Annotated in this window: 22 protein-coding genes; 12 read left to right on the top strand and 10 right to left on the bottom strand. The window is 68.5% G+C overall.

The annotated features are described in order from the left end of the window. Positions 1-86 precede the first annotated feature (86 nt). The 5 genes from AC4GYU_RS11735 to AC4GYU_RS11755 all read left to right on the top strand — a co-directional run bounded on the left by AC4GYU_RS11735 (position 87) and on the right by AC4GYU_RS11755 (position 6,813). Positions 87-2,762 (top strand): EAL domain-containing protein, encoded by a 2,676-nt coding sequence (locus AC4GYU_RS11735; protein ID WP_491087133.1) that lies wholly within the window; start codon positions 87-89, stop codon positions 2,760-2,762. A gap of 68 nt (positions 2,763-2,830) precedes the next feature. Beyond that, the gene (locus AC4GYU_RS11740; RefSeq protein ID WP_491087134.1) at positions 2,831-3,232 is read left to right on the top strand and encodes a hypothetical protein; all 402 of its coding nucleotides are present in this window, start codon (positions 2,831-2,833) and stop codon (positions 3,230-3,232) included. Between the two features lie 112 nt (positions 3,233-3,344). Continuing rightward, positions 3,345-4,553, top strand: coding sequence for a hydrolase (locus AC4GYU_RS11745; protein WP_491087135.1), 1,209 nt, complete (start codon positions 3,345-3,347; stop codon positions 4,551-4,553). Then, entirely contained in the window at positions 4,550-5,566 is a 1,017-nt protein-coding gene (locus AC4GYU_RS11750; protein ID WP_491087136.1) for an arginine N-succinyltransferase, read from the top strand. Before AC4GYU_RS11745 ends, AC4GYU_RS11750 begins: the two co-directional genes overlap by 4 nt. Beyond that, the gene (locus AC4GYU_RS11755; RefSeq protein WP_491087137.1) at positions 5,563-6,813 is read left to right on the top strand and encodes an N-succinylarginine dihydrolase; all 1,251 of its coding nucleotides are present in this window, start codon (positions 5,563-5,565) and stop codon (positions 6,811-6,813) included. The genes AC4GYU_RS11750 and AC4GYU_RS11755 overlap by 4 nt, the downstream gene beginning before the upstream one ends. Here the strand turns inward: AC4GYU_RS11755 and dapA are convergent. Then, entirely contained in the window at positions 6,810-7,685 is an 876-nt protein-coding gene (gene dapA, locus AC4GYU_RS11760; protein ID WP_491087138.1) for a 4-hydroxy-tetrahydrodipicolinate synthase, read from the bottom strand. The genes AC4GYU_RS11755 and dapA overlap by 4 nt on opposite strands. Before the next feature lie 102 nt (positions 7,686-7,787). Between dapA and AC4GYU_RS11765 the strand changes: the two genes are divergently transcribed. After that, positions 7,788-9,740 carry a lytic transglycosylase domain-containing protein gene (locus tag AC4GYU_RS11765; protein WP_491087139.1) on the top strand — a complete coding sequence of 651 codons (1,953 nt, stop codon included), beginning with the start codon at positions 7,788-7,790 and terminating at the stop codon, positions 9,738-9,740. Positions 9,741-9,749: 9 nt separating this feature from the next. Beyond that, a complete protein-coding gene (gene greB, locus AC4GYU_RS11770) occupies positions 9,750-10,232 on the top strand; it encodes a transcription elongation factor GreB (RefSeq protein WP_491087140.1) in 483 nt (160 codons plus the stop codon). 295 nt (positions 10,233-10,527) lie between these two features. On the opposite strand, the gene AC4GYU_RS11775 is transcribed toward greB, so the two are convergent. The 3 genes from AC4GYU_RS11775 to aspS all read right to left on the bottom strand — a co-directional run bounded on the left by AC4GYU_RS11775 (position 10,528) and on the right by aspS (position 14,246). Further along, positions 10,528-11,829, bottom strand: a complete 1,302-nt coding sequence (locus tag AC4GYU_RS11775; protein WP_491087141.1) for an OmpP1/FadL family transporter — start codon at positions 11,827-11,829, stop codon at positions 10,528-10,530. Between the two features lie 22 nt (positions 11,830-11,851). Beyond that, positions 11,852-12,262 carry a DUF2147 domain-containing protein gene (locus AC4GYU_RS11780; RefSeq protein ID WP_491087142.1) on the bottom strand — a complete coding sequence of 137 codons (411 nt, stop codon included), beginning with the start codon at positions 12,260-12,262 and terminating at the stop codon, positions 11,852-11,854. 190 nt (positions 12,263-12,452) lie between these two features. Then, positions 12,453-14,246, bottom strand: coding sequence for an aspartate--tRNA ligase (gene aspS / locus AC4GYU_RS11785; RefSeq protein WP_491087143.1), 1,794 nt, complete (start codon positions 14,244-14,246; stop codon positions 12,453-12,455). A gap of 192 nt (positions 14,247-14,438) precedes the next feature. Between aspS and rnd the strand changes: the two genes are divergently transcribed. Together rnd and AC4GYU_RS11795 are read left to right on the top strand one after the other, a co-directional pair. Beyond that, on the top strand, positions 14,439-15,617 hold the full coding sequence (gene rnd / locus AC4GYU_RS11790) for a ribonuclease D (RefSeq protein ID WP_491087144.1): 1,179 nt from the start codon (positions 14,439-14,441) through the stop codon (positions 15,615-15,617). Then, positions 15,614-15,916, top strand: coding sequence for an I78 family peptidase inhibitor (locus AC4GYU_RS11795; RefSeq protein WP_491087145.1), 303 nt, complete (start codon positions 15,614-15,616; stop codon positions 15,914-15,916). Before rnd ends, AC4GYU_RS11795 begins: the two co-directional genes overlap by 4 nt. A gap of 78 nt (positions 15,917-15,994) precedes the next feature. Here the strand turns inward: AC4GYU_RS11795 and AC4GYU_RS11800 are convergent, their stop codons facing one another. The 4 genes from AC4GYU_RS11800 to AC4GYU_RS11815 all read right to left on the bottom strand — a co-directional run bounded on the left by AC4GYU_RS11800 (position 15,995) and on the right by AC4GYU_RS11815 (position 21,574). Further along, on the bottom strand, positions 15,995-17,449 hold the full coding sequence (locus AC4GYU_RS11800; RefSeq protein WP_491087146.1) for a Ppx/GppA phosphatase family protein: 1,455 nt from the start codon (positions 17,447-17,449) through the stop codon (positions 15,995-15,997). A gap of 80 nt (positions 17,450-17,529) precedes the next feature. Beyond that, a complete protein-coding gene (locus AC4GYU_RS11805; protein ID WP_491087147.1) occupies positions 17,530-19,674 on the bottom strand; it encodes an RNA degradosome polyphosphate kinase in 2,145 nt (714 codons plus the stop codon). Beyond that, positions 19,671-20,297 carry an HdaA/DnaA family protein gene (locus tag AC4GYU_RS11810; protein WP_491087148.1) on the bottom strand — a complete coding sequence of 209 codons (627 nt, stop codon included), beginning with the start codon at positions 20,295-20,297 and terminating at the stop codon, positions 19,671-19,673. Before AC4GYU_RS11810 ends, AC4GYU_RS11805 begins: the two co-directional genes overlap by 4 nt. Beyond that, on the bottom strand, positions 20,297-21,574 hold the full coding sequence (locus AC4GYU_RS11815) for a heavy-metal-associated domain-containing protein (RefSeq protein ID WP_491087149.1): 1,278 nt from the start codon (positions 21,572-21,574) through the stop codon (positions 20,297-20,299). The genes AC4GYU_RS11810 and AC4GYU_RS11815 overlap by 1 nt, the downstream gene beginning before the upstream one ends. 63 nt (positions 21,575-21,637) lie before the next feature. Between AC4GYU_RS11815 and purM the strand changes: the two genes are divergently transcribed. Both purM and purN read left to right on the top strand, forming a co-directional pair. Beyond that, on the top strand, positions 21,638-22,723 hold the full coding sequence (purM, locus tag AC4GYU_RS11820) for a phosphoribosylformylglycinamidine cyclo-ligase (protein ID WP_491087150.1): 1,086 nt from the start codon (positions 21,638-21,640) through the stop codon (positions 22,721-22,723). Between the two features lie 99 nt (positions 22,724-22,822). Next, positions 22,823-23,785: a phosphoribosylglycinamide formyltransferase gene (gene purN / locus AC4GYU_RS11825; protein WP_491087151.1), complete on the top strand. Its 963-nt coding sequence runs from the start codon at positions 22,823-22,825 to the stop codon at positions 23,783-23,785. On the opposite strand, the gene AC4GYU_RS11830 is transcribed toward purN, so the two are convergent. After that, positions 23,782-25,128 carry a PQQ-dependent sugar dehydrogenase gene (locus AC4GYU_RS11830; RefSeq protein WP_491087152.1) on the bottom strand — a complete coding sequence of 449 codons (1,347 nt, stop codon included), beginning with the start codon at positions 25,126-25,128 and terminating at the stop codon, positions 23,782-23,784. The two genes, purN and AC4GYU_RS11830, sit on opposite strands and share 4 nt — an antisense overlap. After that, the gene (locus AC4GYU_RS11835) at positions 25,125-25,592 is read right to left on the bottom strand and encodes a DUF2231 domain-containing protein (protein ID WP_491087153.1); all 468 of its coding nucleotides are present in this window, start codon (positions 25,590-25,592) and stop codon (positions 25,125-25,127) included. The genes AC4GYU_RS11830 and AC4GYU_RS11835 overlap by 4 nt, the downstream gene beginning before the upstream one ends. A 94-nt stretch (positions 25,593-25,686) precedes the next feature. Between AC4GYU_RS11835 and AC4GYU_RS11840 the strand changes: the two genes are divergently transcribed. Then, complete coding sequence (locus AC4GYU_RS11840) at positions 25,687-25,962, top strand: DUF1294 domain-containing protein (RefSeq protein ID WP_491087154.1); 276 nt, start codon at positions 25,687-25,689, stop codon at positions 25,960-25,962. Positions 25,963-26,013 lie beyond the last annotated feature (51 nt).

Consider the following 26,013-nt stretch of genomic DNA (forward strand, 5'->3'; position numbering starts at 1 on the left):
GGTTGTTTAATGCTCCGAATGTGACATTCCGTTAACGCGTCGACGCATAATGTGTTCGTGCTCGGGGGGATCGGGCAGGAACCATCATGCGTCGGACACGAGTCACCATCAGCACCGAGAATCGCCGTGACGTGCGCGTGTCCGCGCGCGAGGCGATGACGTTCGACGTCCTCCCACCGGAAACCGACGACGACTTCACCCTGCAGTCCAAGCGCGTGGCCATGTGGGCCTATGCGCCCTGGCTGCTGGGGATCACCCACGGCATCATCGGCATGATCCTGCTCGTGCGCGGCGTGCCGCACATGGCCTATTCGTCGCTCCTGCTCGCAATCGTGCCGATCATTGCCGCCATCGCGCTCGACCTTGGTGCGGCGCTGATGCTCGGGCTGCGCAAGCGCATCAACCTGTCGCCGGTCCTGACCGCCCGGCTGGTGATGGTCTGGTTTGCCGCCAGCGGCCTTCTCTGGATGCTGTTCGGGGGCGCCGCCTACGGCGGGCTCGCCGACCGGAGCTTCCTTCCCCTGGCGCTCGGCGCCGGGCTCGCGGTCAAGGCGATGCTCAGCATCGGCTCGCCCCCGGCCGCCATCATCAATGCCCTGCTCGCTACCGTCGGGGTCAATCTCTTCTCGAACGATCCGCTGCTCAAGGCCGCGATCCCGCTGCTCGGCATGGCGACCGCCATATATTCGATCGGCATCACCCGCATGATGCTGGCAAGCTCGCGCCGCCGCCTGCTGCTCGACTGGACCGCCAAGAAGGCACTGAACTTCGTCGAGGAATTCGAGAATAGCGGCCGCGGCTGGTTCTGGGAGACCAATGCCTCGGGCACCCTCTCCTACGTCAGCCAGCAGCTGGCCGATGACTTCAAGACCTCGCCCGAGGCGCTGCTCGGCCGCCAGTTCACCGACCTCCTGTCTGTCGACAATGGCAGCGGCGACGAACTGCGCGAGGAGCGCACGCTCGGCTTCCACCTTTCGGCGCGCTTCCCCTTCTCGGACGTGGTGGTCCGCCCGGCCAGCGACGAGGACGTCCACTGGTCGCTGTCGGGCAATCCGATCTTCGACGACAATGGCCGCTTCCTCGGCTTCCGCGGCATCGGCACCGACCTCACCGAACAGCGTCGCACCGAGCAGGAGATCAGCCGCCTCGCCCGCTTCGATTCGCTGACGGGCCTGCCCAACCGGGCGATGATGCGCCAGACGCTCGACGAAGGCCTGCGTAATGCCGCCCATCGCCAGAAGGGCTGCTCGCTCTTCCTCATCGACCTCGACCGCTTCAAGAACGTCAACGACACGCTCGGCCATCCGGCCGGCGACGCGCTGCTGAAGCAGGTCGCGCAGCGCCTGACCTCGGTGATGGGCGAACATGGCAAGATCGGCCGCCTCGGCGGCGACGAGTTCAAGGCGGTGCTTCCGGGCCAGGTCGACATCGGCCTCCTCGAAAGCCTCGCCAAGACGCTGATCGATCAGGTTTCGCGGCCCTACATGCTCGATGGGCATCGCGTGACCATCGGCGCCTCGGTCGGGATCGCGATCGGCGATCCGGGTCGTTCGTGCGCCGATTCGATGATCCGCAACGCCGACCTCGCCCTCTACGCCGCCAAGGCGCAGGGCCGCGGCAAGCATTGCTTCTACGAGGCCTCGATGCATTCCGAGGCGAGCAATCGCCAGATGCTCGAGAACGACCTGCGTGGCGCGATCGAACGCAATGAGCTGAGCGTCGTCTACCAGCCGATCGTCCGCGCCGCCGGCGAGGAAATGGCGGGTTTCGAGGCTTTGGTGCGCTGGCAGCATCCCAAGCGCGGCGCCATCTCCCCGGCCGACTTCATTCCGCTGGCCGAGGAATGCGGAATGATCGGCAAGGTCGGCGAATGGGTGCTCAATGCCGCCCTCGCCGCGGTCCGCACCTGGCCCGAGGACGTCCGGATTGCGGTCAACCTGTCGCCGATCCAGTTCAACGATCCCAAGATCGTCGAGATCGTCGAGGCCGCGCTCAAGGTCCATAATGTGAAGCCTGCGCGGCTCGAGCTGGAGATCACCGAGGGCGTGTTCCTCGCCGACAGCGACGCCACCGACGGTACCTTCGCCAAGCTCAAGGAACTCGGCGTCCGCCTCGCGCTCGACGACTTCGGCACCGGCTATTCGTCGCTCGGCTATCTGAAGAAGGCGCCGTTCGACAAGATCAAGATCGACCAGAGCTTCGTCCGCGGCGCGGCGTCGCGGTCGAGCCGCAATGCGGCGATCATCCGCGCCATCGTCACCCTCGCCGAGAGCCTCGGCATGGATACGGTCGCCGAGGGCGTCGAGACCCATGACGACCTCCAGCTGATGCGCGACCTCGGGGTCAGCCAGATTCAGGGCTTCATCTTCGGCCGGCCCGCCGACCTGATCGACGCGACCACCCTTGCCCGCAGCCGCAGCGTCGAGGCCGACGGACACCAGTTCGTCCGCGAACCGCGCCAGCGGCTGATGCGCCGTGCCCTCGTCGCGCTCGAAGGCAAGGTCACCGAGGTCCGCCTGCGGAACATCTCGGCGATGGGCGCCCTGGTCGAGTGTGCTTCCCCGGTAACACCCGGTAAGTCTTTGACGATCGACATCGTCGGCGTGGGCCCGGTTACCGGTCTCGTGCGCTGGGCACAGCGGAACCGGTTCGGAGTCCGGTTCGACGAACAATTCGATCTGGGGCGACTTGCCGCCAAACAGGAGCGTAAAAACCAGGTGACCATGTTGACACCATGGTATGTGGAACGAGCGGCAAGCTAGTCGGTTTAGGCCTTGGCAATGACCTAGATTTAGGTCATGAGGCGACAAATTCAGGAGTAAGTCAGTTGATGAAGAGCGTCGCAGCCCGTGTTCTCGCCATGACCGGCGCCGCCACCATTGCCCTCAGCGCTCCGGCGTCGGCGGCCGTGCAGGCGCAGTCGGCTTCGTACAGCCCGTGGGCTGCGCTGTCGGCGTTCGCTGGCCAGTCCTCGAGCCAGGCGCTTTGCGGCGCTGCTGCGACCACTGCGGCGCAGGCTGGCACCCCGGGCTGCGTCCTTCCGGCCACTGATGCCCCGGTCGCTCCGGTCGGCAACGAGCCGGTCGCGGTCGTTCCGGAAGCCGTCGGCGGCACCGGCCTCGGCGTTCTTCCGCTGATCGCTGGCCTCGCGGTTCTGGCCGGCGCCATCGCCCTCATCGCCAGCAGCGGCAAGAGCCAGGGCATCGAGATCACCCCGGTCAGCCCGGTCTAAGTCTCAGGCCTCAGCCAGACAGATAGAAAAGCCCCGGCCTCACCGCCGGGGCTTTTTTCTTGTGCGTGCCGCCCCCTCGCCTTCCGGCGGGCCCCCGGCTAAGGGCTCAGCCATGGGGGAACTTTCGTCCGTCGAACGCAGCCTGGTCGATCATGCGGCCGATTCCTGCCGGCTCGACGAGGTGCGGGCCTGGGCCAGCATCAACAGCGGCTCGACCAACCTTTCCGGGCTCGCCACCATGGCCGATGTCCTCGCCGACGCGCTCGCGGTCCTTCCGGGCGAACTTGCCTTCGTGACCCCGGCGCCGGTCACCTTGCTCGACAGCCAGGGCCGGGAGGTCGAGATCGCCCATGGCCGCCACCTTCATCTCATCGTCCGTCCCGAGGCCCGCCGCCAGCTTCTGCTGACCGGGCACATGGACACCGTCTATCCGGCCGACCACCCGTTCCAGGACGTTCGCGACCTTGCCGATGGGCGAGTCAACGGTCCCGGCGTCGCCGACATGAAGGGCGGGATCGCGGTGATGATTGCCGCCCTCGCCGCCTTCGAGCGCCACCCGGACGCCGCCTCCACCGGCTATGAAGTCGTCATCAATTCGGACGAGGAAGTCGGCTCGGCTTCCTCCGCCCCGCTGCTCGCGGCCGCCGCGCGCGGCAAGCGGGCCGCGCTCACCTACGAACCCTCGGCGCTCCCCGACGGAACGCTCGCCGGCGCCCGCCCGGGCTCGGGCAATTTCTCCTTCCGTATAACCGGCCGCGCCGCCCACGCGGGGCGCAATCCCGAGGATGGCCGGAACGCCATCACCGCCGCCGCCGAGCTCGCGCTGCTCCTCGAATCGCTTCGTCGCCCGGGGCTCAGCGTCAATGTCGCGCGGATCGAGGGCGGCAGTCCCAACAATGTCGTGCCCGACCATGCGGTGCTGCGCGTCAACCTCCGCCCCCGGACGCCCGACCTCCAGGCCGAGGCGCAGCGGGAGATTGCGCGGATGGTCGCCGCGGTCGCTTCCGCGCGCGACGTCCAGATCCATGCCCACGGCGGCTTCGGCCGTCCGCCCAAGCCCCTCACCCCCGAGGCCGAGCAACTGTTCGCGCTGGTCCAGCATGCCGGCCGCGACCTTGGCCAGACTATCGGACGCAAGGACAGCGGCGGGGTTTGCGACGGCAACAATATCGCGGCCTGCGGCGTGCCCGTGGTCGACACCATGGGCGTTCGCGGCGGCGCCATTCACAGCGAGGAGGAATATCTGATCCCCGAGTCCCTGGCCGAGCGCGCGGCGCTGTCGACACTTGTCCTTGCCCGTCTCGCCAGTGAGGACGCATGAGCTTCCGGATCCGCCCCGCCACGCCGAACGATTTCGACGCCATCTACGAGATGGCCAAGCTGACCGGCGGGGGCTTCACCAATCTTCCCGCCGACAAGGGCACTTTGGTCGGAAAGCTCGCCAAGTCCGAGCTCGCCTTCGACAAGACCGAGGAGAAGCAGGGCAACGACTGCTTCATCTTCGTCCTCGAGGATCCCAAGGCCGGGGTCATCCGCGGCACCTGCCAAGTGTTCGGCCAGGTCGGGGTCACCCAGGCTTTCTATTCCTACCATCTCTCCACGCTCACCCAGTGGAGCCCCGAGCTCGGCAAGACCTTCCGCAACCAGATGCTGACGCTGACCACCGACCTTGAGGGGGCGAGCGAGGTCGGTGGGCTGTTCCTCCACCCGCAGATGCGGGCCGGGGGGCTCGGCATGCTGCTCGCGCGCAGCCGCTACCTCTTCATCAAGGCGCATCGCCAGCGCTTCGGCGACCGGCTGCTGGCCGAACTCCGCGGAGTCATGGACGAAGCCGGCAATTCGCCCTTCTGGGACGCGCTCGCGGGCCGTTTCTTCGACATGACCTTCCCCGAGGCCGACGGCTTCAATGCCGTCAACGGGACCCAGTTCATCGCCGACCTCATGCCCAAGACGCCGATCTACGTCTCGCTCCTGCCCGAGGCGGCGCGCGCGGTGATGGGCCAGCCGCACCCGACCGGCCGCGCCGCGCTCCGGATGTTGCAGGAGGAGGGCCTCGTGTTCGACCGCTACATCGACATCTTCGACGGCGGACCCACGGTCACCGCCCCGACCGACAATGTCCGCACCATCCGCGAGAGCGTCGCGGAAACAATCGCCGAGGTCGGCGAAGGCGGCAAGGTCAAGATGCTGCTCGCCGCGGGCCGCCTGCGCGATTTCCGCTGCGTCCTCGCCGAGGTCCGCAAGGTCGGGCGCAAGGGGCTTGGGATCAGCCGCGAGACCGCCGAGCTGCTCGAGATCGACGAGGGCGCCGAGGTGCTGGCGGTGGCGCGATGAGCCTCGTCGAGATCAACTTCGACGGGATCGTCGGCCCCAGCCACAATTATGGCGGGCTCAGCCTCGGCAATCTCGCCTCCGCGCGCAATTTTGGCGCCGTCAGCCAGCCCCGTGCCGCCGCGCTGCAGGGGCTGGAGAAGATGCGTTCCAATCTGCGCCTGGGCCTGCCCCAAGGCATCTTCCTACCCCAGCCGCGCCCGGCCCGCGCCTGGCTCGCCGAGCTCGGCACTACGCCCGAGGAGGCGTCTCCCGCCCTTCTCGCCAACGCGATGAGCGCGAGCGCCATGTGGGCCGCCAATGCCGCGACCGTCAGCCCGGCGCCCGACACCGTCGACGGCCGCACCCACCTCACCGTCGCCAACCTTCGCACCATGGTTCACCGCAGCCACGAGTGGGTGGCGACGCTCGCGCAGCTTCGTGTCGCCTTTGCCGACCCCGCTTTCGCGGTCCACGGACCAGTCCCCGCCACCTTCGGCGACGAGGGCGCGGCCAACCACATGCGGCTCGCTGGCGGCCACGGGGAGCCGGGCGTCGAAGTCTTCGTCTATGGCGTGACCGGCGGTCCCTTCCCCGCCCGCCAGCATGTCGAGGCCGGGCGCGCCATCGCCCGCCACCACCGGCTCGATCCCGCCCGGACCCTGTTCGTCCAGCAGTCCGAGGAAGCCATTGCCGCCGGCGCCTTCCACAATGACGTGGTTGCCGTTGCCAACGAGCGCGTGCTCTTCGCGCATGAGCTGGCCTTCGCCGACAAGGACGGCTTCCTCGCCGAGCTTCGCGGCATTTTTCCCGAGCTCGACTATGTCGAAGTCCCGGCAAGCGAGGTGAGCCTCGAGGACGCGATCCGCTCCTATCTCTTCAACGCGCAGCTGGTGACTCCGCCCGACGGCCGCCCGACGCTGATCGTGCCCGAGGAAGCGCGCGAAACGCCATCGGTCTGGAACTGGCTCCAGCGCCACCTCGCCGGCAATGGCGCGATCCGCGACGTGAGGGTGGTCGATGTTCGCCAGTCGATGGCCAATGGTGGCGGCCCCGCTTGCCTCAGGCTCCGCGTCGTCTGCGATCCCGCAACGGTCGACCCGCGATTCCTCGTCGACGAGGACAGGCTCGACCGGCTGGCCGAAATCATCGCCCGAACCTGGCCCGAGCAGATTGCGGTCGAGGATCTCGCTAACCCTGCCCTGATCCGCGACATCGAGGCCGCTCGCGCGGCCCTGCTCGAGGCCTGCGGCCTAGGCGAACTCGCCTAGAGCAGCCCCGCCGCCTTAAGCCCGGCATCCACCGCGGCCCGCGCCGCCTCGCTCGGAGGGGTGAGCGGCAGGCGGAGTTCCTGCGAGAAGCCGGGACGGACCCGCGACAGCCCATATTTCGCCGGCCCCGGCGAGCTGTCGGCGAACATGGCGTCGCTCAGCAGATAGAGCCGATCGGCGAGCGCCCTGGCTTCGTCCCAGCGCCCCTCCAGCGTCGCCGCCTGGAAGTCGGCGCAGAGCCGCGGGGCGACGTTCGCGGTGACCGAGATGCAGCCGACTCCGCCCATGGCGTTGAAGCCGAGCGCCATGTCGTCATTGCCCGAGAGCTGGCAGAAGTCCTCGCCGCAGGTCAGCCGCTGGGCGGTCACGCGGGCGAGATTGCCGGTCGCATCCTTGATGCCCACCACGCTCGGCAGCTTTGCCACTTCGGCCAGCGTCGCGACCGAGATGTCGGCGACCGTCCGGCCGGGCACATTGTAGACGACGATCGGAAGGTCGCAGCCCTCGGCGAGCGCCTTGAAGTGAGCGAGAATGCCGGCCTGGCTCGGCTTGTTGTAATAAGGAATGACGACCAGCGCGGCGTCGGCGCCGAGATCCTTCGCGGCCTTCATCTTCTTGAGGGCGGCGGCGGTCGAGAAGCTGCCGCAGCCCGCGATCACCGGGATCCGTCCCCTTGCGACCTCGACCGTGGCCCGGACCACCGCGGCATGCTCGTCGGCGTCAAGCGTCGGATCCTCGCCGGTCGTCCCGCACGGCACTAGCGCGCCCGAGCCTTCGGCGATCTGCCAGTCGACGAAATCGCGGAAGGCGGCGAGATCGACCTCACCTGCGGTGAACGGTGTCACGAGTGCGGGGATCGACCCGGAGAACATGGGCGCTTCCTCTATTTCTATTTTTGTGGGGGGCTAGACTGCCAGCCCGTCCGTTCAGGCGGTGATAAGGACTTTGCGACGAGTATGTCCAGCATGAGACGGGTGGCTTATCTTCTTCCTCTGGCCCTGATCGCTCCGAACGCGGGCTCGGCTCAGCTCGTGCCGGTCAGCACCAGCCAGCCAGCGGTGCAATATGCGCCAGTCAACGACGTCGGCTATGCCCTCAACGACTGGCGCCGGCTTCGCTCGAGCACCGGCTGGGCGTTCGCCGACTATGCCCGCTTCCTCACCGCCTACCCCGGCTGGCCGGGCGAGAGCGCGATGCGGCGAGCGGCCGAGCGGCAGATGCGCGCCGGGGAGAATCCGGCGACCGTGATCGCCTTCTTCCGCACCGACGAACCGACCAGCGCCAATGGCTTCGCGCGCCTCGCCGAGGCCTATGCCGCGCAGGGGCGCCAGGCCGAGGCACTGGCCGCGGCGCGCAAGGCGTGGAGCGCGTCGGACCTCGCCGCCATCGACGAGATCGCCCTCTACCAGCGCTTCGGCGCGAGCTTCACCAGCGCCGACCATGACCGGCGCGTCGACCGCCTGCTGATCGACCGCGACCCCGACGATGCCGCGCGCCTGCTCGCCTCGACCAGCGCCGCGCGCCGCCCCGCCTTCGCTGCTCGGATCGCGATGCAGAAGCGCGATCCCAATACCGAGGCGCTTTACAATGCCGTCCTCGCGCAGGTGACGACGGACGCCGGGCTGATGCAGGACCGGGCGCGCTACCTGCGCGAAGCCAACTGGCAGGCCGCCGCCCGCCAGCTCCTCGCCCGCCCGCACAATTTCACCTACCTGCCGGTCGATCCCGGCAAGTGGCTCGAGTTGAAGCGGATCGTCGCCCAGGAAGCCGCGGCGGACCGGCAATATACGCTCGCCTACGACATCGCTCGGCAGGTCGATGACGCGATCCCGGCCGGGCAGACCATCGTCAGCCAGTCGCTGACCGTCCGCGACGAATATACCAACCTCACCTGGCTTGCCGGCACGATGGCGATCCGGGCGCTTGGGCGACCGGCCGAGGCGGTCACCCTGTTCGACAAATATTCGACCGGGGGCCGCTCGCTCCAGGTCATGACCAAGGGCGCCTACTGGGCCGGCCGCGCCGCCGCGCAGGCCGGGCAGCTTCAGAATGCGACCGCGCATTTCGCCCGCGCCGCGGCCTATCCCGACCTCTTCTACGGCCAGCTCGCCCACGAGCGGCTGGGCCGGACCGTCCCCGCCCCCAATGCCGCCCCGCCGGTGGCGATCACGCCGATGCAGCGGAGCGCCTTCGCCAACCAGTCGCTGGTGCGGGCGGTGCGTGTCCTCGGAAGCCAGGGCCGCCGCGACGAGCAGGCGCTGTTCGTCCGGGCGCTGTCCGAGCATCTCAACAGCGACGGCGATCGCCTGCTTGCGACCGAGCTCGCCGGGCAGATCGCCCGCCAGGACCTCGCCGTCTGGACCGCGCGCAGCTCGCGCAACGACGGGGCGCCCTTCTATTATCGCGCGGCTTTCCCGACGGTCGCGGGCTCGACCCTCAGCCAGGACCATCTGTGGGCCGTCGCCCATGGCATCACCCGGCAGGAGAGCAGCTTCGACCGGACCGCGGTCAGCGGCGCCGGCGCGCGCGGCATGATGCAGCTGATGCCGGCCACGGCGCAGGAGCAGTCGGGCAAGATGGGGGTCGGCTACGACTTCGGCCGGCTGACCTCGGATCCGGCCTATAACGTGATGCTGGGCTCCTCCTATTTCCGCCGGCTGCTCGACCAGTGGAACGGCAATTACGTCCTTGCGGTGGCGAGCTATAATGCGGGGGCGGGTAATGTCCGCAAGTGGGTCAACCGCAACGGCGACCCGCGCAATCCGGGCACCGACGTCGTCGCCTGGATCGAGGACATCCCGTTCAGCGAGACCCGCGGCTACGTCCAGCGCGTGCTCGAGAATACGGTGGTCTACGACCGGATGAACCCGACCGCCTCGGCACCGCGGCAGCTCAGCCACTTCCTCGGCAAGTCCCGCCTCGGCTAGGAGCCGGGGATGAATGACCGTCCCCGCTTCATCACGCCCGCCGGCTTTGCCAGGATCAGGGCCGAATATGAGCAGTTGTTCGGGACCGAACGGCCCAAGCTGGTCGAGACGATCAGCTGGGCCGCGGGCAATGGCGACCGCTCGGAGAATGGCGATTATATCTACGGGCGCAAAAGGCTGCGCGAGATCGACCGGCGGCTCGGCTACCTTTCCAAGGTCATGAAGAACGCCAAGGTGGTCGATCCGGCGACCCAGCCGGACCGCGACGTCATCCGCTTCGGAGCGACGGTCGAGCTCGCCGACGAGGAGGATGCACGGCGCACCTTCACCATCGTCGGCGACGACGAGGCCGATGCCGGCGAGGGCCGGATCGCCTGGGGCAGCCCGATGGCCCGCGCCCTAGTCGGCGCCCGAGTCGGGGACGAGCGCGTGGTCCGACTGCCCGCCGGCGAGAAGAGCTGGGAAGTGATGGAAATCACCTATCCGGTTTGACGAATCGTCTGCCGGGCGAAGTTGACGAAGTTGACACACTCCGCGGTCCGGTTGCGATCCCTCTTTTCAATCACAGGTGACAATTGGCCGGCGACTCAGTGAGTCGAGGCACGGGGTCGACGAAGAGAAAGAGCGCGCAGCGAACCGCTCCGGTGAGTTGACCACTTATTGTCCTACAGCGCAAGCGGCGTCGGAAATCTGCCGAGGCGCGCGCTGGCAGCGGGGCGACGGAGCGCCATGTCGCCGAGGAGGCGAACAGGAGGGGCCGCGTCGGGGCGGCCCCTCCTGCGGTGCATCAGAAGCGGACGGCCCCGCCGAGCGAGAGGACCAGCGCGCGGGCGTTCTGGAGTTCGCCCGAGGTCAGGATGACGGTCTGCGCCGGGGTGCCGACATAGGCCGCGGTCGGGCGGTCGATCGAGGCGCGGGCAAAGTCGACGTAATTGGCCGCGGCGTCGACCGTGAAGGCGCGCGACACGGCATAGCTGCCGCCGAGACCGAGGTTCCAGCGATTGGCGTCCGGAACGCGGGCGTCGCGCTGGCCGTCGCGGGTCGGGGTCAGCGCGCGCTGCACGCCGGCCCGCACCGTGAGCTGGGGCGAGACGGCATAGTCGACGCCGCCGGCCAGGCTCCAGCTGTTGCGATAATTCTGCGGGAGGGCCTCGTCGACCGGCTCGCCGAGGCGGATGGCGTCGAACTTCTTCCAGCCGAAGCGGACGAACTGGGCATTGAGCGTCAGCTGGTCCGTTGCCCGGTAGCGGGTCGCGACGATGAACTGGTCGGGGGTGCGGAAGCGGGCGGTGACGCCGCTCAGCGCAAGGTTCGAGCCGGCGAGCGGACCGACGAGGCCCGTCACCTCAAGGTCGCCCTTCAGCTTGTGGCGGATCGCCGACTTGTAGGAGATGCCCACCGTGGCGCGGTCGTCGTGCCACTGGAGGCCGGCGCTCCAGCCGAGATCCCAGCCGTCGCCCTTGAGGCGCTGCGCACCGTCCGGAAGCAACGGCGAGAGGTTGGGAAGCGCATTGCCGAGCGTCGCCTTGGCATGCTCGATGTTGAGCGCGCCGCCGATGCGCAGATTGTCGGTGACCGCGACCCCGATCGAGGGCTGGATGTCGATGGTCCGAAGGCTGGTGCGGTCGGCGCTGTAGCGGGTCCAGCTGTTGGCGTCATAGTCGGTGGTGAAGCTGAACGGCGAGCTGATCGCGATGCCGACCGCGATGCGGTCGTTGAGCGGCATGGCAAAGGAGGCCGAGGGCAGCGCGCCCTTGTTGATCGGATTGCGGGCGATCGGCTCGCCGCCGACCGGCGCCGGGGCCTGGCCCGGGCGGACGATCCGGGTGCCGGTATCGACCACGCGGCCATGGGGCAGGATCAGCGAGACGCCGAGCGCGCCGCTGGTCTCGGTCTGGCCGCCGATCGCGGCGGGGTTCCACCACAGGCTCTGCGAGCCGGTGTCGGCCGCTTCGCCCGAGAAGGCCCGGCCGGCGCCGCGCACCGACTGTTCCTGAAGGTAGAAGGCCTGGCCGAAGGCCGGGGTCGCGCCGAACGCGAGGGCGAGAGTCGTCGTGGCGGCGAAGGCCGCGAAGTTACGCTTCAACATGGGGTCAGTCTTTCAGCAGTGATTAGCGAATGCGGGTCCAGGTCTGGGTCTTGCAGAGCGGAACGAAGATGCAGCCGCGGACCTGGAGCTGGTTGCCGTTGGGCGTCAGGCGCGCGCTGTAGGTCTTGCCGTCCTCGGCATTGTAGATCTTGCCCCCGTTCCAGGTAGCGCCGTCGGGCTTGAAGCCGGACAGGATCAGCAGGCCCTTGAGCGGGCGGCCGCGAAGCGCGGCATTGCTGTTGTTGACGTCCTTGAGGTTGGGGCTGGCCTTGAGCCCGTCCGAGGCGACGAGGCGGCCGCAGACCGACGCGCCGCAGCGGCTGATCTCGACGATGCCGTTGCGCGTTTGCGTCTTCCACAGGCCAAGGACGCCGTCCGAAGCGACGGGCGGAGCGGCCGCCAGCGACGCGGCGGCAAGGAGAATGGACAGCATGGGGTCGGGGCTTTCCCAAAGGTTCGACAGGAGGGCGGATCGTCCGCCCGCGTGCGGCGGCGATGGGTTCGGGCAGAGCGCCGGTCAAGCGTCGCGGCGACGAACGGGGGAAGGACGCGACGAACGGTGGTGCGCGCGCCGCAAAGGCGCGGAGGCAGGCAGCTTTCGCCCCTGCCCCCTCCTGAAAGCCTCAGCCCTGCGGCGGCTGGGCGGCTTCGCCGACGACCTTGATCGACAGTTCCTTGAGCTGCTTGGCGGTGACGAACGCCGGGGCGTTCATCAGCAGGTCCTCGGCCTTCTGGTTCATCGGGAAGACCACCACTTCGCGGATGTTGGGCTCGCCCGCGAGCAGCATGACGATCCGGTCGATGCCCGGCGCCGAGCCGCCGTGGGGGGGCGCGCCATATTTGAAGGCGCCGATCATGCCCGGGAAGTTGGTGTCGACCTCCTCGCGGCTGTAGCCGGCGATCTCGAACGCCTTGTACATGATGTCCGGACGGTGGTTGCGGATCGCGCCCGACGACAGTTCGACGCCGTTGCAGACGATGTCATACTGCCAGGCGAGGATGTCCAAGGGATCCTTGGTCTCGAGCGCCTCGAGTTCGCCCTGCGGCATCGAGAAGGGGTTGTGGCTGAAGTCGATCTTCTTCGCTTCCTCGTCATATTCGAACATCGGGAAGTCGACGATCCAGCAGAAGTCGAAGCGGTTCTCGTCGATGAGGCCGAGGCTGGTGCCGACGCGGGTGCGGGCGGCGCCGGCGAGCTTGGCGGCTTCGGCTTCCTTGGCGCTAGCGGCGAAGAAGATGCCGTCGTCGGGGCCGAGGCCGAGTTCGGCGGCGAGCTTGTCCATGCCCTCGGTGCCGTGGTTCTTGGCGATGGGGCCGCCCCATTCGCCGCCCTTGCGGGTGGCGTAGCCCAGGCCGGCGAAGCCCTCGCCGCGGGCCCAGTCGTTCATCTCGTCGAAGAACTTGCGGCTCTTGTCGGCGGTGTTGGGCGCCGGCACCGCGCGGACGAAGCCGCCCTTCTCGACGATGGACGCGAACAGGCCGAAGCCTGAGCCGGTGAAGTGCTGGCCGACATCGGAGATGAGGATCGGGTTGCGGAGGTCCGGCTTGTCCGAGCCGTATTTCAGCAGCGCTTCCTTGTAGGGGATGCGCGGGAAGGCGCCCTCGGTGACGTGGCGGCCGTTGGCAAACTCGCGGAACACGCCGGCGAGGACGGGCTCGATCGCGTTGAAGACGTCGTCCTGCGTGACGAAGCTCATCTCGAAGTCGAGCTGGTAGAATTCGCCGGGGCTGCGGTCGGCGCGGGCGTCCTCGTCGCGGAAGCAGGGCGCGATCTGGAAATAGCGGTCGAAGCCGGCGACCATCAGCAGCTGCTTGAACATCTGCGGCGCCTGCGGGAGCGCGTAGAACTTGCCCGGGTGGACGCGGCTGGGGACGAGATAGTCGCGCGCGCCCTCGGGGCTCGAGGCGGTCAGGATCGGGGTCTGAAACTCGGTGAAGCCCTGCTCGACCATGCGGCGGCGAATCGAGGCGATGACGTTCGAGCGCAGCATGATGTTGGCGTGGAGACGCTCGCGGCGAAGGTCGAGGTAGCGATATTTGAGGCGGATTTCCTCAGGATATTCCTGCTCGCCCGCGACCGGCATGGGCAGCTCGGCCGCGCTCGACTGGACGGTCACGCTGCGGGCGTAGACCTCGATCTCGCCGGTCGGGAGATTGGCGTTGGTCGTGCCTTCGGCCCGCGCCTTGACCGAGCCGTCGATGGTGACGACGCTCTCGGCGCGCAATTTCTCGAGGACGGCGAGCGCCGGGCTGTCGCTGTCGCAGACGACCTGGGTGATGCCGTAATGGTCGCGAAGGTCGACGAACAGCACGCCGCCATGATCGCGCTTGCGATGGATCCAGCCCGAGATGCGGACGTCGCTGCCGACGTCGGTCCCGCGAAGCTGGCCGCAATGGTGGGTGCGATAGGCGTGCATGTTGGTTCTCGTTCGCGAATGAGCGTCATCCCGGACTTGATCCGGGATCCGCCTTCCTTCGTCGGCCAGGGTGAGGCAGGAAGGGAGGCAGACCCCGGATCAAGTCCGGGGTGACGATAATAGGATGGCGCGCGCTTCCCCATCCCCTTCCCTTTTGTCAACCCGGCGCCACCTCGCTACAGCGCTGCCGACATGAAGATTCATCCCCTGATTACCGACAGCGCCACCCTCGCCGCATTGGTCGAGCGGCTGAGCAGCCACGATTTCGTCGCGGTCGATACCGAGTTCATGCGCGAGAACAGCTACTGGCCCGACCTCTGCCTGCTGCAGATCGCGAGCGTCGAGGAAGCGGCCGCGATTGATCCCAAGGCCGAGGGCATCGACCTCAAGCCCCTGTGGGACCTGCTGGTCGACAATGAGGACGTGTTGAAGGTCTTCCACGCGGGCGGACAGGACCTCGAGATCGTCCACAACATGACCGGCAAGGTGCCCCACCCCCTGTTCGACACCCAGATCGCGGCCATGGCCCTCGGCTATGGCGAGCAGGTCGGATACTCGAACCTCATCGAGAGCATGCTCGGCCATGCGCTCGACAAGGGCGCGCGCTTCACCGACTGGAGCCGCCGCCCGCTCGACAAGCGCCAGATCGATTATGCGATCGGCGACGTCACCCATCTCGCGACCATCTTCCCGCGGATGGTCGCCAAGCTGAAGAAGACCGGGCGCGGGCTGTGGCTCGACGAGGAGATGGAGCGGCTGGCCGATCCGTCGAGTTTCGCCTTCGATCCCGCCGACGCGTGGAAGCGCCTCAAGCTGCCGAGCCGCAATCCGCAGGTGCTCGGCCGGCTGCGCGCCCTGGCCGGATGGCGCGAGCGCGAGGCGCGGAGCAAGAATCTGCCGCGCGGGCGGATCGTCAAGGACGACACGCTGGCCGACATCGCCGGCCATCCGCCCAAGGCGCAGGAGGATCTCGCCAAGGTTCGCGGCCTCTCCGCCGGGTGGAAGAACAACGACATCGGCGGGCGGCTGATGGCGGCGCTGGCCGAGGCCGAGCCGCTCGGCCCCGACGAACTGCCCGAGCGCGGCCCGAGCCGCCCGGGGCTGACCAAGGACGGGGCGCTGGTCGCCGACCTCCTCAAGCTTCTCCTCAAGATCAAGGCCAAGGAAGCGGGCGTCGCGGCCAAGCTGATCGCGCGCTCGGACGAGCTGGAAGCGCTCGCCGCCGGGGTCCGCAAGGACCTCGCCATCCTGTCGGGCTGGCGGTTCGAGGAATTCGGCCGCGACGCGCTGGACCTCGTCGAGGGCCGACTGGCGTTCGCAACCGTTGGGGGCAAGTTGAAGATGACCCGCAGCCTGGAGGATGCCGAATGACCCGCCTGTTGCTCACCACCTTGCCGTTCGCGCTCGCGGCCTGCGCCACCGCCCAGCCGGGTTCGCCCTATCCGGGCGGCAACAGCGCCGATCGCTACGTCTGCCGCAATACGATGCTCGAGCAGTTCGTCGGCCGCCCGGCCAGCGCCGAGCTCGGCAACGAGGTGATCCGCGCCTCGGGCTCGAAGACCCTGCAGTGGGTCGGCGCCGGGATGATGGTGACGATGGACTTCCGCGAGGACCGCGTGCGCATCTATCTCGACGAGCAGAACAAGGTGAAGCGCGTCAGCTGCGGTTGAGCGTTCACCTGCACACGCAGGAGCCCAGTTTTCTTCATCGATGAAGGGCACTGGGCCCCTGCCTTCGCAGGGGAACAGTCACACCTCCAACCGTGCCTCGCAGCCCATGAGGTTGGCGAGCTGGCGGTGGCGGCGGGCGACGGCGTCGCTGTAGAGCGCGCGGTCCTTGGGCTTGAGGCGGAGCACCACCGCGCCTTCCTCGAGCGCGATGCTCGACCGGCCGAGCACCTTCTCGGTCCCGCCCGACAGGCGCTGGGCGAGACGGATTGCAGCGCCCCACTGGCCGGCATGCTCGAGGACGCGTTCCTCGACGAGGTTGGCGAGGCTTGGCGAAAAAGGCCCGTCGCCGCCGAACGCCGCCCACAGGGTGCGGCCGATGATGGTCCGGCCCTCGGCGTCGATGCCAACCCAATTGCCGTGAACGCCCATGTCGACTGCCCACAAGGCGCGGAAGTCGGGATGGGCTTCCCAGCCCACGTCGGCGAGGAGGCAGGCGGCGAGGCGCAGGCGCCGCGCGGCATCGTCGTCGTCGGGGAAGAGCGGTGCGATCCAGCTGTCGAGTTCGGCGCCATGATCGCCGAAGCGGCCGAGCTTCTCGCCAGCCTCGAGCGCGGCGACCAGCAACGGGTCCTGGTGCTGACGGTCGATGGTAAGGTGGTCGAAAAGGAGCCCTTCGCGAAGCCCGTAGGCCGAGGCGACCGCGCGGGCGGGCTCGAGCACGCGGAACAGGGCCTCGAGCACCGCGGCGGCGGCATGAAGCGTCTGGGCACGGGTCGAGGACAGGCCGAAGCGGCTCTTCAATTGCTCGGGCGTCATCGAGCGGATCAGCTGGCGAAGCTCGCGCGCGCGGACCTGGTCGAGGGCGTGGCCGTGGACGATGTGGAGCGGATAGCCCGCGCTGTGCTGGTCGAGCTGGACGTAGGCGCGGAAGGAGCCGCCGACGAGATAGAGGGTGCGCTCGGCCGCGGCGGCGAGGATCGAGGGCGGCACCTGCTTCTTGAGCATGGTGGCGATCTGCTTGGCGCTGGCGTCGGGGCCCACCCGGAGCACACCGAGCGGCAGCGAGATGCCGGGCTCGGGCTGACCGCCGTTGACCGGGGTCAGCTCGAGGCTCCCGCCGCCGAGGTCGGCGACGACCCCGCGGGCGGTCGGAATGGCCGAAATGACCCCGAGCGCGGCGAGCCGGGCTTCCTCCTCGCCGGTGATGAGGGTCGGCTCGATCCCGACCTTGCGGGCGCGGGCGAGGAAGTCCTCGCCATTTTCGGCGTCGCGGACCGCGGCGGTGGCGACCACGTCGAGGCGCTTCAGCTTCATTTCCTTGGCCAGCAGGCGAAAGCGGGCAAGCGCCGCGATCGCCTGGTCCATCGCCTTGTCGGGGAGACGGCCGGTGGTCGCGAGCTCGCGCCCGAGGCCGGCCGAGACCTTCTCGTTGAACAGGGTCGAAGGGACGCGCTCGGACCCGGCATAGGCGACGAAGCGGATCGAGTTGGAGCCGATGTCGATGATGCCCACCGGGCCGAAGGAAGATTTCATGGGTCTGTGTTGTTCCGGTGAAAAGGCGATGCGGGGCACGCTTACTGGAGGCCGGCCTGGACCGGAAAGGGAATGCGCGGCTAGCCGCCCTGTTCCAGCCTGAGCTTGGGCACCTTGCGGCCTTCGAGCGCCTGGCCGCGACCCGAAAGCGATGGATTGGTCATGAAATAGGTGTGGAGGTTGAACGGCTTCTTGCCGGTCGGCACGCGGCTGTACTTGCCGCCGCTGTCGAGGCTCCAGCTCTGCTCGTTGTCGATGAGGTTGGCGACCATCACCTGGTCGAGGACCTGGGCGTGGACGGTCGGATTCTCGAGCGGGACGGCGACCTCGACACGGCGGTCGAGGTTGCGCGGCATCCAGTCGGCCGAGGAGATGAGAACCCGCGCCTTGGCGTGCGGCAGGCGGGCGCCGTTGGCGAAGCACCAGACGCGGCTATGCTCGAGGAAGCGGCCGACGATCGACTTCACCCGGATGTTCGAGGACAGGCCGGGAAGCCCCGGGCGGAGGCAGCAGATGCCGCGCACCACGAGGTCGATCTTCACCCCCGCCTCGCTCGCTTCGTAGAGCTTCTCGATGATCGCCGGATCGACCAGGCTGTTCATCTTCGCCCAGATGGCGGCGGGCTTGCCGGCCTTGGCATTGGCGATCTCGTTGTCGACCCAGCCGGTCAGCTTCTCGCGCAGGTTGACGGGGCTCATCACCAGCGTCTCAAGGCCCTTGGGCGGGACGTAGCCCGAGATGTAGTTGAACAGTTTGGCCGCATCGCGGGTGGCGCGCTTGGAGGCGGTGAAGAAGCTGAGGTCGGTGTAGAAGCGCGCGGTGGTCGGGTGATAATTGCCCGTTCCGAAATGGCAGTAGCTGCGGAAGTTGCCGCCTTCGCGGCGGACCACCAGCGAGACCTTGGCGTGGGTCTTCCACTGGGTGAAGCCGTAGACGACCTGGACCCCTGCCCGCTCGAGCCGCGAGGCCCAGAGGAGGTTCTGCTCCTCGTCGAAGCGGGCTTTCAGTTCGACCACCGCCGTCACCGACTTGCCGTTCTCGGCCGCGGCGACCAAAGCGTCGATGATCGCCGACTGCTTGCCCGCGCGGTAGAGCGTCTGCTTGATCGCGACCACGTCGGGGTCACTCGCGGCCTGGCGGAGGAAGGCGACCACCACGTCGAAGCTTTCGTAGGGGTGGTGGACGACGATGTCCTTGGTCCGGATGGCGGCGAAACAGTCCCCGCCATGCTCCTTGATCCGTTCGGGCAGGCGCGGCGTATAGGGGGCGAACTTGAGCTCGGGCCGGTCCTCGCTTTCGACCAGGAGGCCGAGGTCGACGACCCCGATGAAGCCGCTGGATTCGGCGATCAGGGCATGTTCGGCGCCCAGGCCCTCGCGGACCATCTCCTCCATGTCGAGCGGCGTGCCGCTGGAGAATTCGAGGCGGATGACTCGGCCGCGGCGGCGCTGCTTGATCGCCGAGCGGAAGTGGCGGACGAGGTCCTCGGCATCTTCCTCGATCTCGATGTCGGTGTCGCGCAGGACGCGGAAGGCGCCCGCGCCGGTCAGCCGGAAGCTCGGGAAGAGAATGTCGAGATTGGCCGAAATGGCTTCCTCGATCGCGATGTAGCGACTGTTCCCGCCCGGCAGCTTGAAGAAGCGCGGGACCGAGGCCGGGATCATCAGCACTTCGTTGACCGCCTCGCCGTCGGACGGATCGACCATCGCGAAGACGAGCGCGAAGCCGAGGTGCGGCACGAAGGGGAACGGGTGCGAGGGGTCGATCGCCTGGGGGGTGAGGACCGGGAAGACCTCGGCGGCGAGATAGGTGCGGAGCCACTCGCGCTCGTCCGGGCCGAGCCCTTCGCCGTCGACCACTTCCATGCCGACGGTGGCCAGCAGCGACTGAAGCTCCTCGCCGATCCTTTGCTGGTCGGCGATGAGGAGGTCGGCGTGGCGGCTGATCTGTTCGAGCTGCTGGGCGGGCGAGAGGCCGTCGTAGCTGCGCTGCTCGACGCCCTCGAGCTGCTGCTCCTTGAGGCCGGCGACCCGGACCGAGAAGAATTCGTCGAGGTTCGAGCCGCTGATCGAGAGGAAGCGCAGCCGTTCGAGCAGGGGGTGCGCGGGATTGGCGGCTTCCTCGAGCACGCGGCGGTTGAAGGCCAGCCACGACAGTTCGCGGTTGAAATAGCGGCTCTCGCCGTCGCGAAGGCGGGTCGGCTTGATCTCGGCCGGCGCGTTCATTCCTCCCCTCCTCCATCGATCAGGCCGCCCGCGACGAGCGCCCGGCGGACGGTCGGCAGGGTCAGCCGCGCCTGGCTGGCGATGGCGAAGCGGTCGATCGCGTCGACCACGCGCTCCGCCGTCCAATAATCGCGGGTGACCCGGCTGACGATATAACGCAGCGCCTCGTCGGGAAGATGCAGGCCGCGATCGGCGAACAGGCGGCGGATGAGCGAGCCGAACAAGGCGTCGTCGGGAAGCTCGATCCGGACCACCGGGGTGACCGCGAGCCGGGTGCGCAGGTCGGGCAGCCGTATCTCCCATTCGGGCGGCGCGCGGTCGGCGATCATCACCATCGGCCGGCCGGTCTCCTGCGCCTGGTTCCAGGCGTGGAACAGGGCTTCCTCGTCATGCGCCTCGGCCCGGTCGAACAGCCGGCCCTCGACCCGGGCGACGAAATTGCGCGCGAGCAAGGAGCGGCCCGAGCGGCGCGGCCCGGTCAGGATGGTCGCCTTGACCGGCCAGCTCGACCAGCGGCGGAAATGCTCGAATGCGGCCTCGTTCGCCGGGCTGACGATGAACCGGCTGTCGTCGCTTCCCTGGGGCCAGTCGAGCGGGAGCGCGAACTGGTCGGGCGCCCGCATCAGCGCCCTTGCGTATTGGTGGTGACGGGGGTCAGCGGCTCGGGCGCCGGACGGGCCGGTGCCGAGCCCTGCGCCGGCGGTGGCGCGCCGGGCGCGGGCGGCTGCGGCTGCTGCGGCCGGGGCGGCGCATAGCCGGTGATGGTGAAGACGCCGCTCGCACTGCTGGTCTGCCAGCCACGGGCGTTGAGCGCGCCCGCAAGCTGCGCGGCCGAACCCTTGTAGCGGACCACCAGCACCTGCGCGCCAATCTCCTGGACCGTTCGGACCCCGGGGATCGAGCGGAGCCAGCCGACCGGCGAATAAGGCGAGCTGACCGCGATCTGGATGACCTGCTCGGTCGGTGCTTCGTCGGCCACTTCCTCCACTTCCTCCACCGGCGGCGGCGGCGGCGGAAGCAGGCTGGGGTCGGGGCGGAGCGCGCCGGCGGCGAGCCAGCGGGTATAGAGCGCGTCCATCTGGCGCACGCCCTCGGCCATCATCCGCGGCACGTCGGCGCTGTCCTCGGCACGGAGGGTGAAGCTGCCGAGCGGCTTGCGGTCGGCGCCGAAGGTCCCGCTGAAGGTCGCGACGGCGGGACCGCCCGGATAGAGGCGGCGAACCTGCGCGGTCGCGACGAGAACGTCGGCGGCGCCGTAGAAATCGACGAGGTTGCGCCACATGGCGCGGCCCGGACGGCGGGTCTGGGCGGCGGTGACGAGCAAGGGGTCGATCCCCTGGCCCGAGATTCGGACATAGTCGATCGCGCTGTTGCTGGTCCGATATTCGGCCCAGGCGCGCTGCCAGGGATTGCGCAGTTCGACCGTGGTCGCGGTGCCGCCGCTGACCATCACCGGGATCAGCAGCAGCGGGGCCGAGCGGCGGACCGGGCCGGCGGCGCCGAGCAGGCCGGCGGCGCGCGAGCGATCGAACAGGATCTGGAGCGAGGCGATATAGCGGCCGGGCGCGATCCGTTCCTGCTCGATCGCGATCGAGCTGACGATGTCGTCGAGGGTGGAATCGGGCAGGGTCGGCGCTTCGCCGACCGGGCGGCGATGAAGCTGCGCCCACAATTTGCGGAATCCCTCGCGCTGGGAAATGCGCCAGCCGGCGAGCCGCGCGGTCTCGGCATCCTTGGCCGCGACATCGACCTTGATCCCGCCGATTTCGAGCGTGCTGGCGCTGTCGATGGGCGGAATCCCGCGATCCCCGCTCTCAAGCTGGGCGAAGACGGTGCCGGCGGCCCCGACGGCGAGGACAGACAGCACGGCAAGCGTGAGGCCAGGACGGCGGCGCAACATGGCGCTCCTCAAAGCAGCTTGGGGCTCGATTTCCAAGGCTCTTGTGGGCTAGGCGCTTCTTCCATGGGGCTGACCTACGAACAGGCCGGGGTGAACATCGCCGCCGGCAACGCGCTGGTGAAGGCGATTGCGCCGCTCGCCAAATCGACCCGCCGGCCGGGTGCCGACGCCGATCTCGGCGGCTTCGGGGGTTTCTTCGACCTCAAGGCCGCGGGCTTCACCGACCCGATCCTGGTCGCGGCCAATGACGGGGTCGGGACCAAGCTCAAGCTGGCGATCGACGGCAACGACCATCGCGGGGTCGGAATCGACCTCGTCGCGATGTGCGCCAACGACCTCATCGTCCAGGGCGCCGAGCCGCTTTTCTTCCTCGACTATTTCGCGACCGGGAAGCTCGACAATGGGGTCGCCGAAGCCGTGGTCGCCTCGATCGCCGAGGGCTGCCGCCAGGCGGGCTGCGCGCTGATCGGCGGCGAGACGGCCGAGATGCCGGGCATGTATGCGGCGGGCGACTATGACCTGGCCGGCTTCTGCGTCGGCGCGGTCGAGCGCGGGCGGCAGCTGACCGGCGAGAAGATCGCACCCGGCGATGTCGTCCTCGGGCTGGCGAGCTCGGGGGTCCATTCGAACGGCTTCAGCCTGGTCCGCAAGCTGATCGAGGTGAACGGCTGGAAGCTCGACCGCCCGGCCCGCTTCGCCCCCGATCGTCTGCTCGGCGACCTGCTGCTCGAGCCGACGCGAATCTACGTGAAGAGCCTGCTGCCGCTGCTCCGCGACGGCCGGATCCACGGTCTCGCGCACATCACCGGCGGCGGCTTGCTGGAGAATGTCCCGCGGGTGCTGCCCGAGGGCTGCCACGCCGAGATCGACGCCGACGCCTGGCCCCTCCCCCCGCTGTTCGCCTGGCTCCAGGCCGGCGGCGGGATCGAGCCCGAGGAACTGGCGCGCACCTTCAATTGCGGGATCGGCATGGTCGCGGTGGTCGCGGCCGACGAGGCTGACGCCGTCAGCGCCGCGCTTAAGGAAGCGGGCGAGACGGTGCATCGGATCGGCACGATCCGCGAGGGCCAGCGCGGCTGCACCGTGCGCGGCTCGAACGAGACGTGGAGTGCCCGCGGCGTGTGGAGCGCCACGCACAATCATGGCTAGATCTTATCGCCCTCGCCCCTCGTTCGCCCTGAGCGAAGTCGACGGGCGCGGCGCGAACGTGCTTCGACTTCGCTCAGCACGAACGACGATTGTTGCGTCGTGACGAAATCCCGGGTCGCCATCGTCATTTCGGGCGAGGGCAGCAACATGGCCGCCCTCCTCTATGCGAGCCGCCTGCCAGGATCAGCCTATGAGGTGGTGCTGGTCGCCTCGAACAATCCCGAAGCCCCGGGGCTGGTGCTGGCCGAGGCCGAAGGCATCCCGACCTGGGCGCAGTCGCACCGGGGCATGAGCCGCGAGGATTTCGATGCGGCGCTCGGCGCGGCGCTGGCCGCGGCCCGGCCCGACGCGGTCGCGCTGGCGGGCTACATGCGGATCCTGACCCCCTCATTCGTCGCGGCGTGGCGCGGCCGATTGCTCAATATCCACCCGTCGCTGCTTCCCCTCTATCCCGGGCTCGACACCCACCAGCGGGCGATCGCGGCGGGCGACGCACAGGCGGGCTGCACGGTCCATCTCGTCACCGAGGACGTCGACCAGGGCGCGATCCTCGGCCAGGTCGCGGTCGCGGTGCGGAGCGACGACACGCCCGAGACGCTCGCCGCCCGGGTGCGGCTGGCCGAGCATCAGCTCTACCCGGCGACGCTTTCGGCCTATGTCTCGCGCCACGAGGATGCCGGCTGGATCGAGGCGCAGGTGGACTCGCTTGCGGCGAGCCTCCCCGAGGTCGGGCGCAAGACCAGTCACGGCTCGCCCGGCTGGTCGGTGGGCGCGGAAAAGAGCGCGAAACTGTTCGCCATCCTCGCCGACCGCCACCATGGCGAGGAAGCGATCGGGCTGCTCGTGAAGGCGAGCGGCGCGGACGAGATGAGCGGGCTGATCGAGGCCGATCCCGAGCTTTATTACTGGCCCAAATATTATGGCGCGAGCGGGTGGCTCGGCCTCAAGCTCAATCGGCCCGACACCGACTGGAGCCAGGTGCGCGAGTGGCTCGAGCGCAGCTGGGCCGCCGCCGCGCCCGCGCGCCTGACGAAGCTGATGCGGGCCGCCGACGAATTCTAGCGGCTGGCAACTCGTGCCTGGGCCGGGGCCTGGGCCGAGGGCGCGACGCGCCAGACGGTGTTGCCTGCGTCGTCGGCGACGAGGAGCGCGCCAGTGCGATCCTGCGCGACCCCGACCGGGCGGCCATAGACCTTCTCGCCGTCGGTGAAGCCGGTCAGGAAGTCCTGCATCTTGCCGTTGGGACGCCCGCCCGCGAAGGGGACGAAGCCGACCTTGTAGCCGTTGAACTGGGTCCGGTTCCAGCTTCCGTGGAGGCCGACGAAAGCCCCGCCGCGGTAGGTCGCCGGGAAGCTCGCGCCGGTGTAGAAGGTGAGGCCCAAGGCGGCGACGTGGGGCCCCAGCGCATAATCGGGCGCGATCGCCTTGGCGACGAGGTCGGGCCGCTGCGGGCGGACCCGCGGGTCGACGTTCTGGCCGTAATAGCTGTAGGGCCAGCCGTAGAAGCCGCCGTCCTTCACGCTCGTCATATAGTCGGGGACGAGGTTCTGGCCGATTTCGTCACGCTCGTTGACGACCACCCAGAAGGTGTTGGTGCCGGGGTAGAAGGTCGGGCTGTTGGGATTGCGAAGGCCGGTCGCGAAGACCCGCGAGCGGCCCGTCTGGCGATCGATCTCCCACACCGCGGCGCGGTTGTGCTCGGCCTCGAAGCCATTCTCGACGATGTTCGAATTGGAGCCGACGGTGGCGTATAGTCGCTGGCCGTCGGGGCTGATGGTCAGGCTCTTGGTCCAGTGATGGTCGATCGGCCCGCCGGGAAGGTCGGTCAGGAGGGTCGGCGCCGCGGTGATCTTCGTCTGCCCCGGGGTGAAGGGGTAGCGAAGCACCGATTCATGGCTCGCGACGTAGAGGTTGCCGTCGGCGACGACGACGCCGAAGGGCGAATCGACATGGTCGATCAGGACCGACTTGCCTTCCGCGATCCCGTCGCCATTGGCGTCGCGCAGCAGGACCAGCCGGTTGGAGGGCCCTTCGCCCGGCACGTTGCCGTGCGCCCGGCCGAAGAAATAGCCCATGAAGAGGTCCTTGGGCCGGTTGATGCCCTCGAGCCCCGGGCCCGTGCTCTCGACCACGATCACGTCGCCATTGGGCAGAGGATAGAGGAAGCGCGGGTTCTTGAGGTTGGACGCCATCGCCTGGACCGTGAAGCCGGCGGGCGCGGTCGGATGCTGCCCGTTCTTCCAGCCCTGCGGCTCTTTGATCTTCATCGGCGGGAAGAGATATTGCTGGACCGGCGGCAGCTTGGGGTTGGGTCCGACGAGTTCGTCGGGATTGCCGGGCTCGACCGAGCCGCAGGCGGCAAGCGCGACCGAGAGGAGCAGGGGAGCGAGCAGGCGGCGGTTCATCGCGGAGTCCCCACGCCCTGCTTGTAGACGAGGCTCCCGCCGAGCCAGCCGCTTACCGCCAGCAGGAGGACGGCGATCGCGGACAGGATGAGGCCGGTCGGGACGACCGAATTCCAGCCGTCGCGGGCATGGATCATGCTGTTGAAGATCTGGATCACGAAGACGATGATGTTGAGCAGGCCGTGGACCGAAGCGGTCCGGCTGCGCACCCGGCGGTCGCCGAGATAGTCGATGATCCCGACCAGCGCCGCGAGCCCGCCCATGACGAGGCCGGCGAGCAGCAGCCAGGCCGAGAAATTGACCCACTGGATGTTGGCGGTGCGCGAATAAGCGATGTCGGTGACGAGCGCGCCGACCCAGCAGACGATGGGGAACGGCACCAGCATCGGGTGGATCGGATGGCCGAAGATGGCGGCGGTGGAGCGCGGTCGATCGCCGGGCTGGTGCAAAGCGTGATCTGCCATGGTCGCGCTACGAACGACCAAGCGTTGCGGTTCCGCGACGAACTTGCCGCCGTGAAATGTTCGACGCGTACCGATGGCGCGCTAGAGCGGTCCGATGTCCCCGCCCCTGCTGATCGGATCGACCTGGATCCTGCTGGTCAACCTGCTGACGATCCTCAGCTTTCGCAGCGACAAGAAGCGCGCGGAAGCGGGCGCGCGGCGGATTCCAGAGCGCGATCTCCTCACCCTCGCGCTCCTCGGCGGGTCGCCCGGGGCGTTCGCGGCCCGGCGCTGGTTCCGGCACAAGACGCGCAAAAAGCCCTTCTCCACCCGGCTGTGGCTGATCGCCGCGGTGCAGGTCGGCGCGGGCGTTGCGCTGAGCGTCTTCTGACAAAAGAAAAAGGGCCCGCCGGATCGCTCCGACGGGCCCTTTGCTCACCTT

The sequence above is a fragment of the Sphingomonas sp. SP2 genome (assembly GCF_058313385.1).

Excerpts from the sequence above, each read along its gene's own strand:
- AC4GYU_RS11735 (WP_491087133.1), top strand. The coding sequence starts at position 87 with ATGCGTCGGACACGAGTCACCATCAGCACCGAGAATCGCCGTGACGTG.
- AC4GYU_RS11740 (WP_491087134.1), top strand. The coding sequence starts at position 2,831 with ATGAAGAGCGTCGCAGCCCGTGTTCTCGCCATGACCGGCGCCGCCACC.
- AC4GYU_RS11745 (WP_491087135.1), top strand. The coding sequence starts at position 3,345 with ATGGGGGAACTTTCGTCCGTCGAACGCAGCCTGGTCGATCATGCGGCC.
- AC4GYU_RS11750 (WP_491087136.1), top strand. The coding sequence starts at position 4,550 with ATGAGCTTCCGGATCCGCCCCGCCACGCCGAACGATTTCGACGCCATC.
- AC4GYU_RS11755 (WP_491087137.1), top strand. The coding sequence starts at position 5,563 with ATGAGCCTCGTCGAGATCAACTTCGACGGGATCGTCGGCCCCAGCCAC.
- dapA (WP_491087138.1), bottom strand. The coding sequence starts at position 7,685 with ATGTTCTCCGGGTCGATCCCCGCACTCGTGACACCGTTCACCGCAGGT.
- greB (WP_491087140.1), top strand. The coding sequence starts at position 9,750 with ATGAATGACCGTCCCCGCTTCATCACGCCCGCCGGCTTTGCCAGGATC.
- AC4GYU_RS11775 (WP_491087141.1), bottom strand. The coding sequence starts at position 11,829 with ATGTTGAAGCGTAACTTCGCGGCCTTCGCCGCCACGACGACTCTCGCC.
- AC4GYU_RS11780 (WP_491087142.1), bottom strand. The coding sequence starts at position 12,262 with ATGCTGTCCATTCTCCTTGCCGCCGCGTCGCTGGCGGCCGCTCCGCCC.
- aspS (WP_491087143.1), bottom strand. The coding sequence starts at position 14,246 with ATGCACGCCTATCGCACCCACCATTGCGGCCAGCTTCGCGGGACCGAC.
- rnd (WP_491087144.1), top strand. The coding sequence starts at position 14,439 with ATGAAGATTCATCCCCTGATTACCGACAGCGCCACCCTCGCCGCATTG.
- AC4GYU_RS11795 (WP_491087145.1), top strand. The coding sequence starts at position 15,614 with ATGACCCGCCTGTTGCTCACCACCTTGCCGTTCGCGCTCGCGGCCTGC.
- AC4GYU_RS11800 (WP_491087146.1), bottom strand. The coding sequence starts at position 17,449 with ATGAAATCTTCCTTCGGCCCGGTGGGCATCATCGACATCGGCTCCAAC.
- AC4GYU_RS11805 (WP_491087147.1), bottom strand. The coding sequence starts at position 19,674 with ATGAACGCGCCGGCCGAGATCAAGCCGACCCGCCTTCGCGACGGCGAG.
- AC4GYU_RS11810 (WP_491087148.1), bottom strand. The coding sequence starts at position 20,297 with ATGCGGGCGCCCGACCAGTTCGCGCTCCCGCTCGACTGGCCCCAGGGA.
- AC4GYU_RS11815 (WP_491087149.1), bottom strand. The coding sequence starts at position 21,574 with ATGTTGCGCCGCCGTCCTGGCCTCACGCTTGCCGTGCTGTCTGTCCTC.
- purM (WP_491087150.1), top strand. The coding sequence starts at position 21,638 with ATGGGGCTGACCTACGAACAGGCCGGGGTGAACATCGCCGCCGGCAAC.
- AC4GYU_RS11830 (WP_491087152.1), bottom strand. The coding sequence starts at position 25,128 with ATGAACCGCCGCCTGCTCGCTCCCCTGCTCCTCTCGGTCGCGCTTGCC.
- AC4GYU_RS11835 (WP_491087153.1), bottom strand. The coding sequence starts at position 25,592 with ATGGCAGATCACGCTTTGCACCAGCCCGGCGATCGACCGCGCTCCACC.
- AC4GYU_RS11840 (WP_491087154.1), top strand. The coding sequence starts at position 25,687 with ATGTCCCCGCCCCTGCTGATCGGATCGACCTGGATCCTGCTGGTCAAC.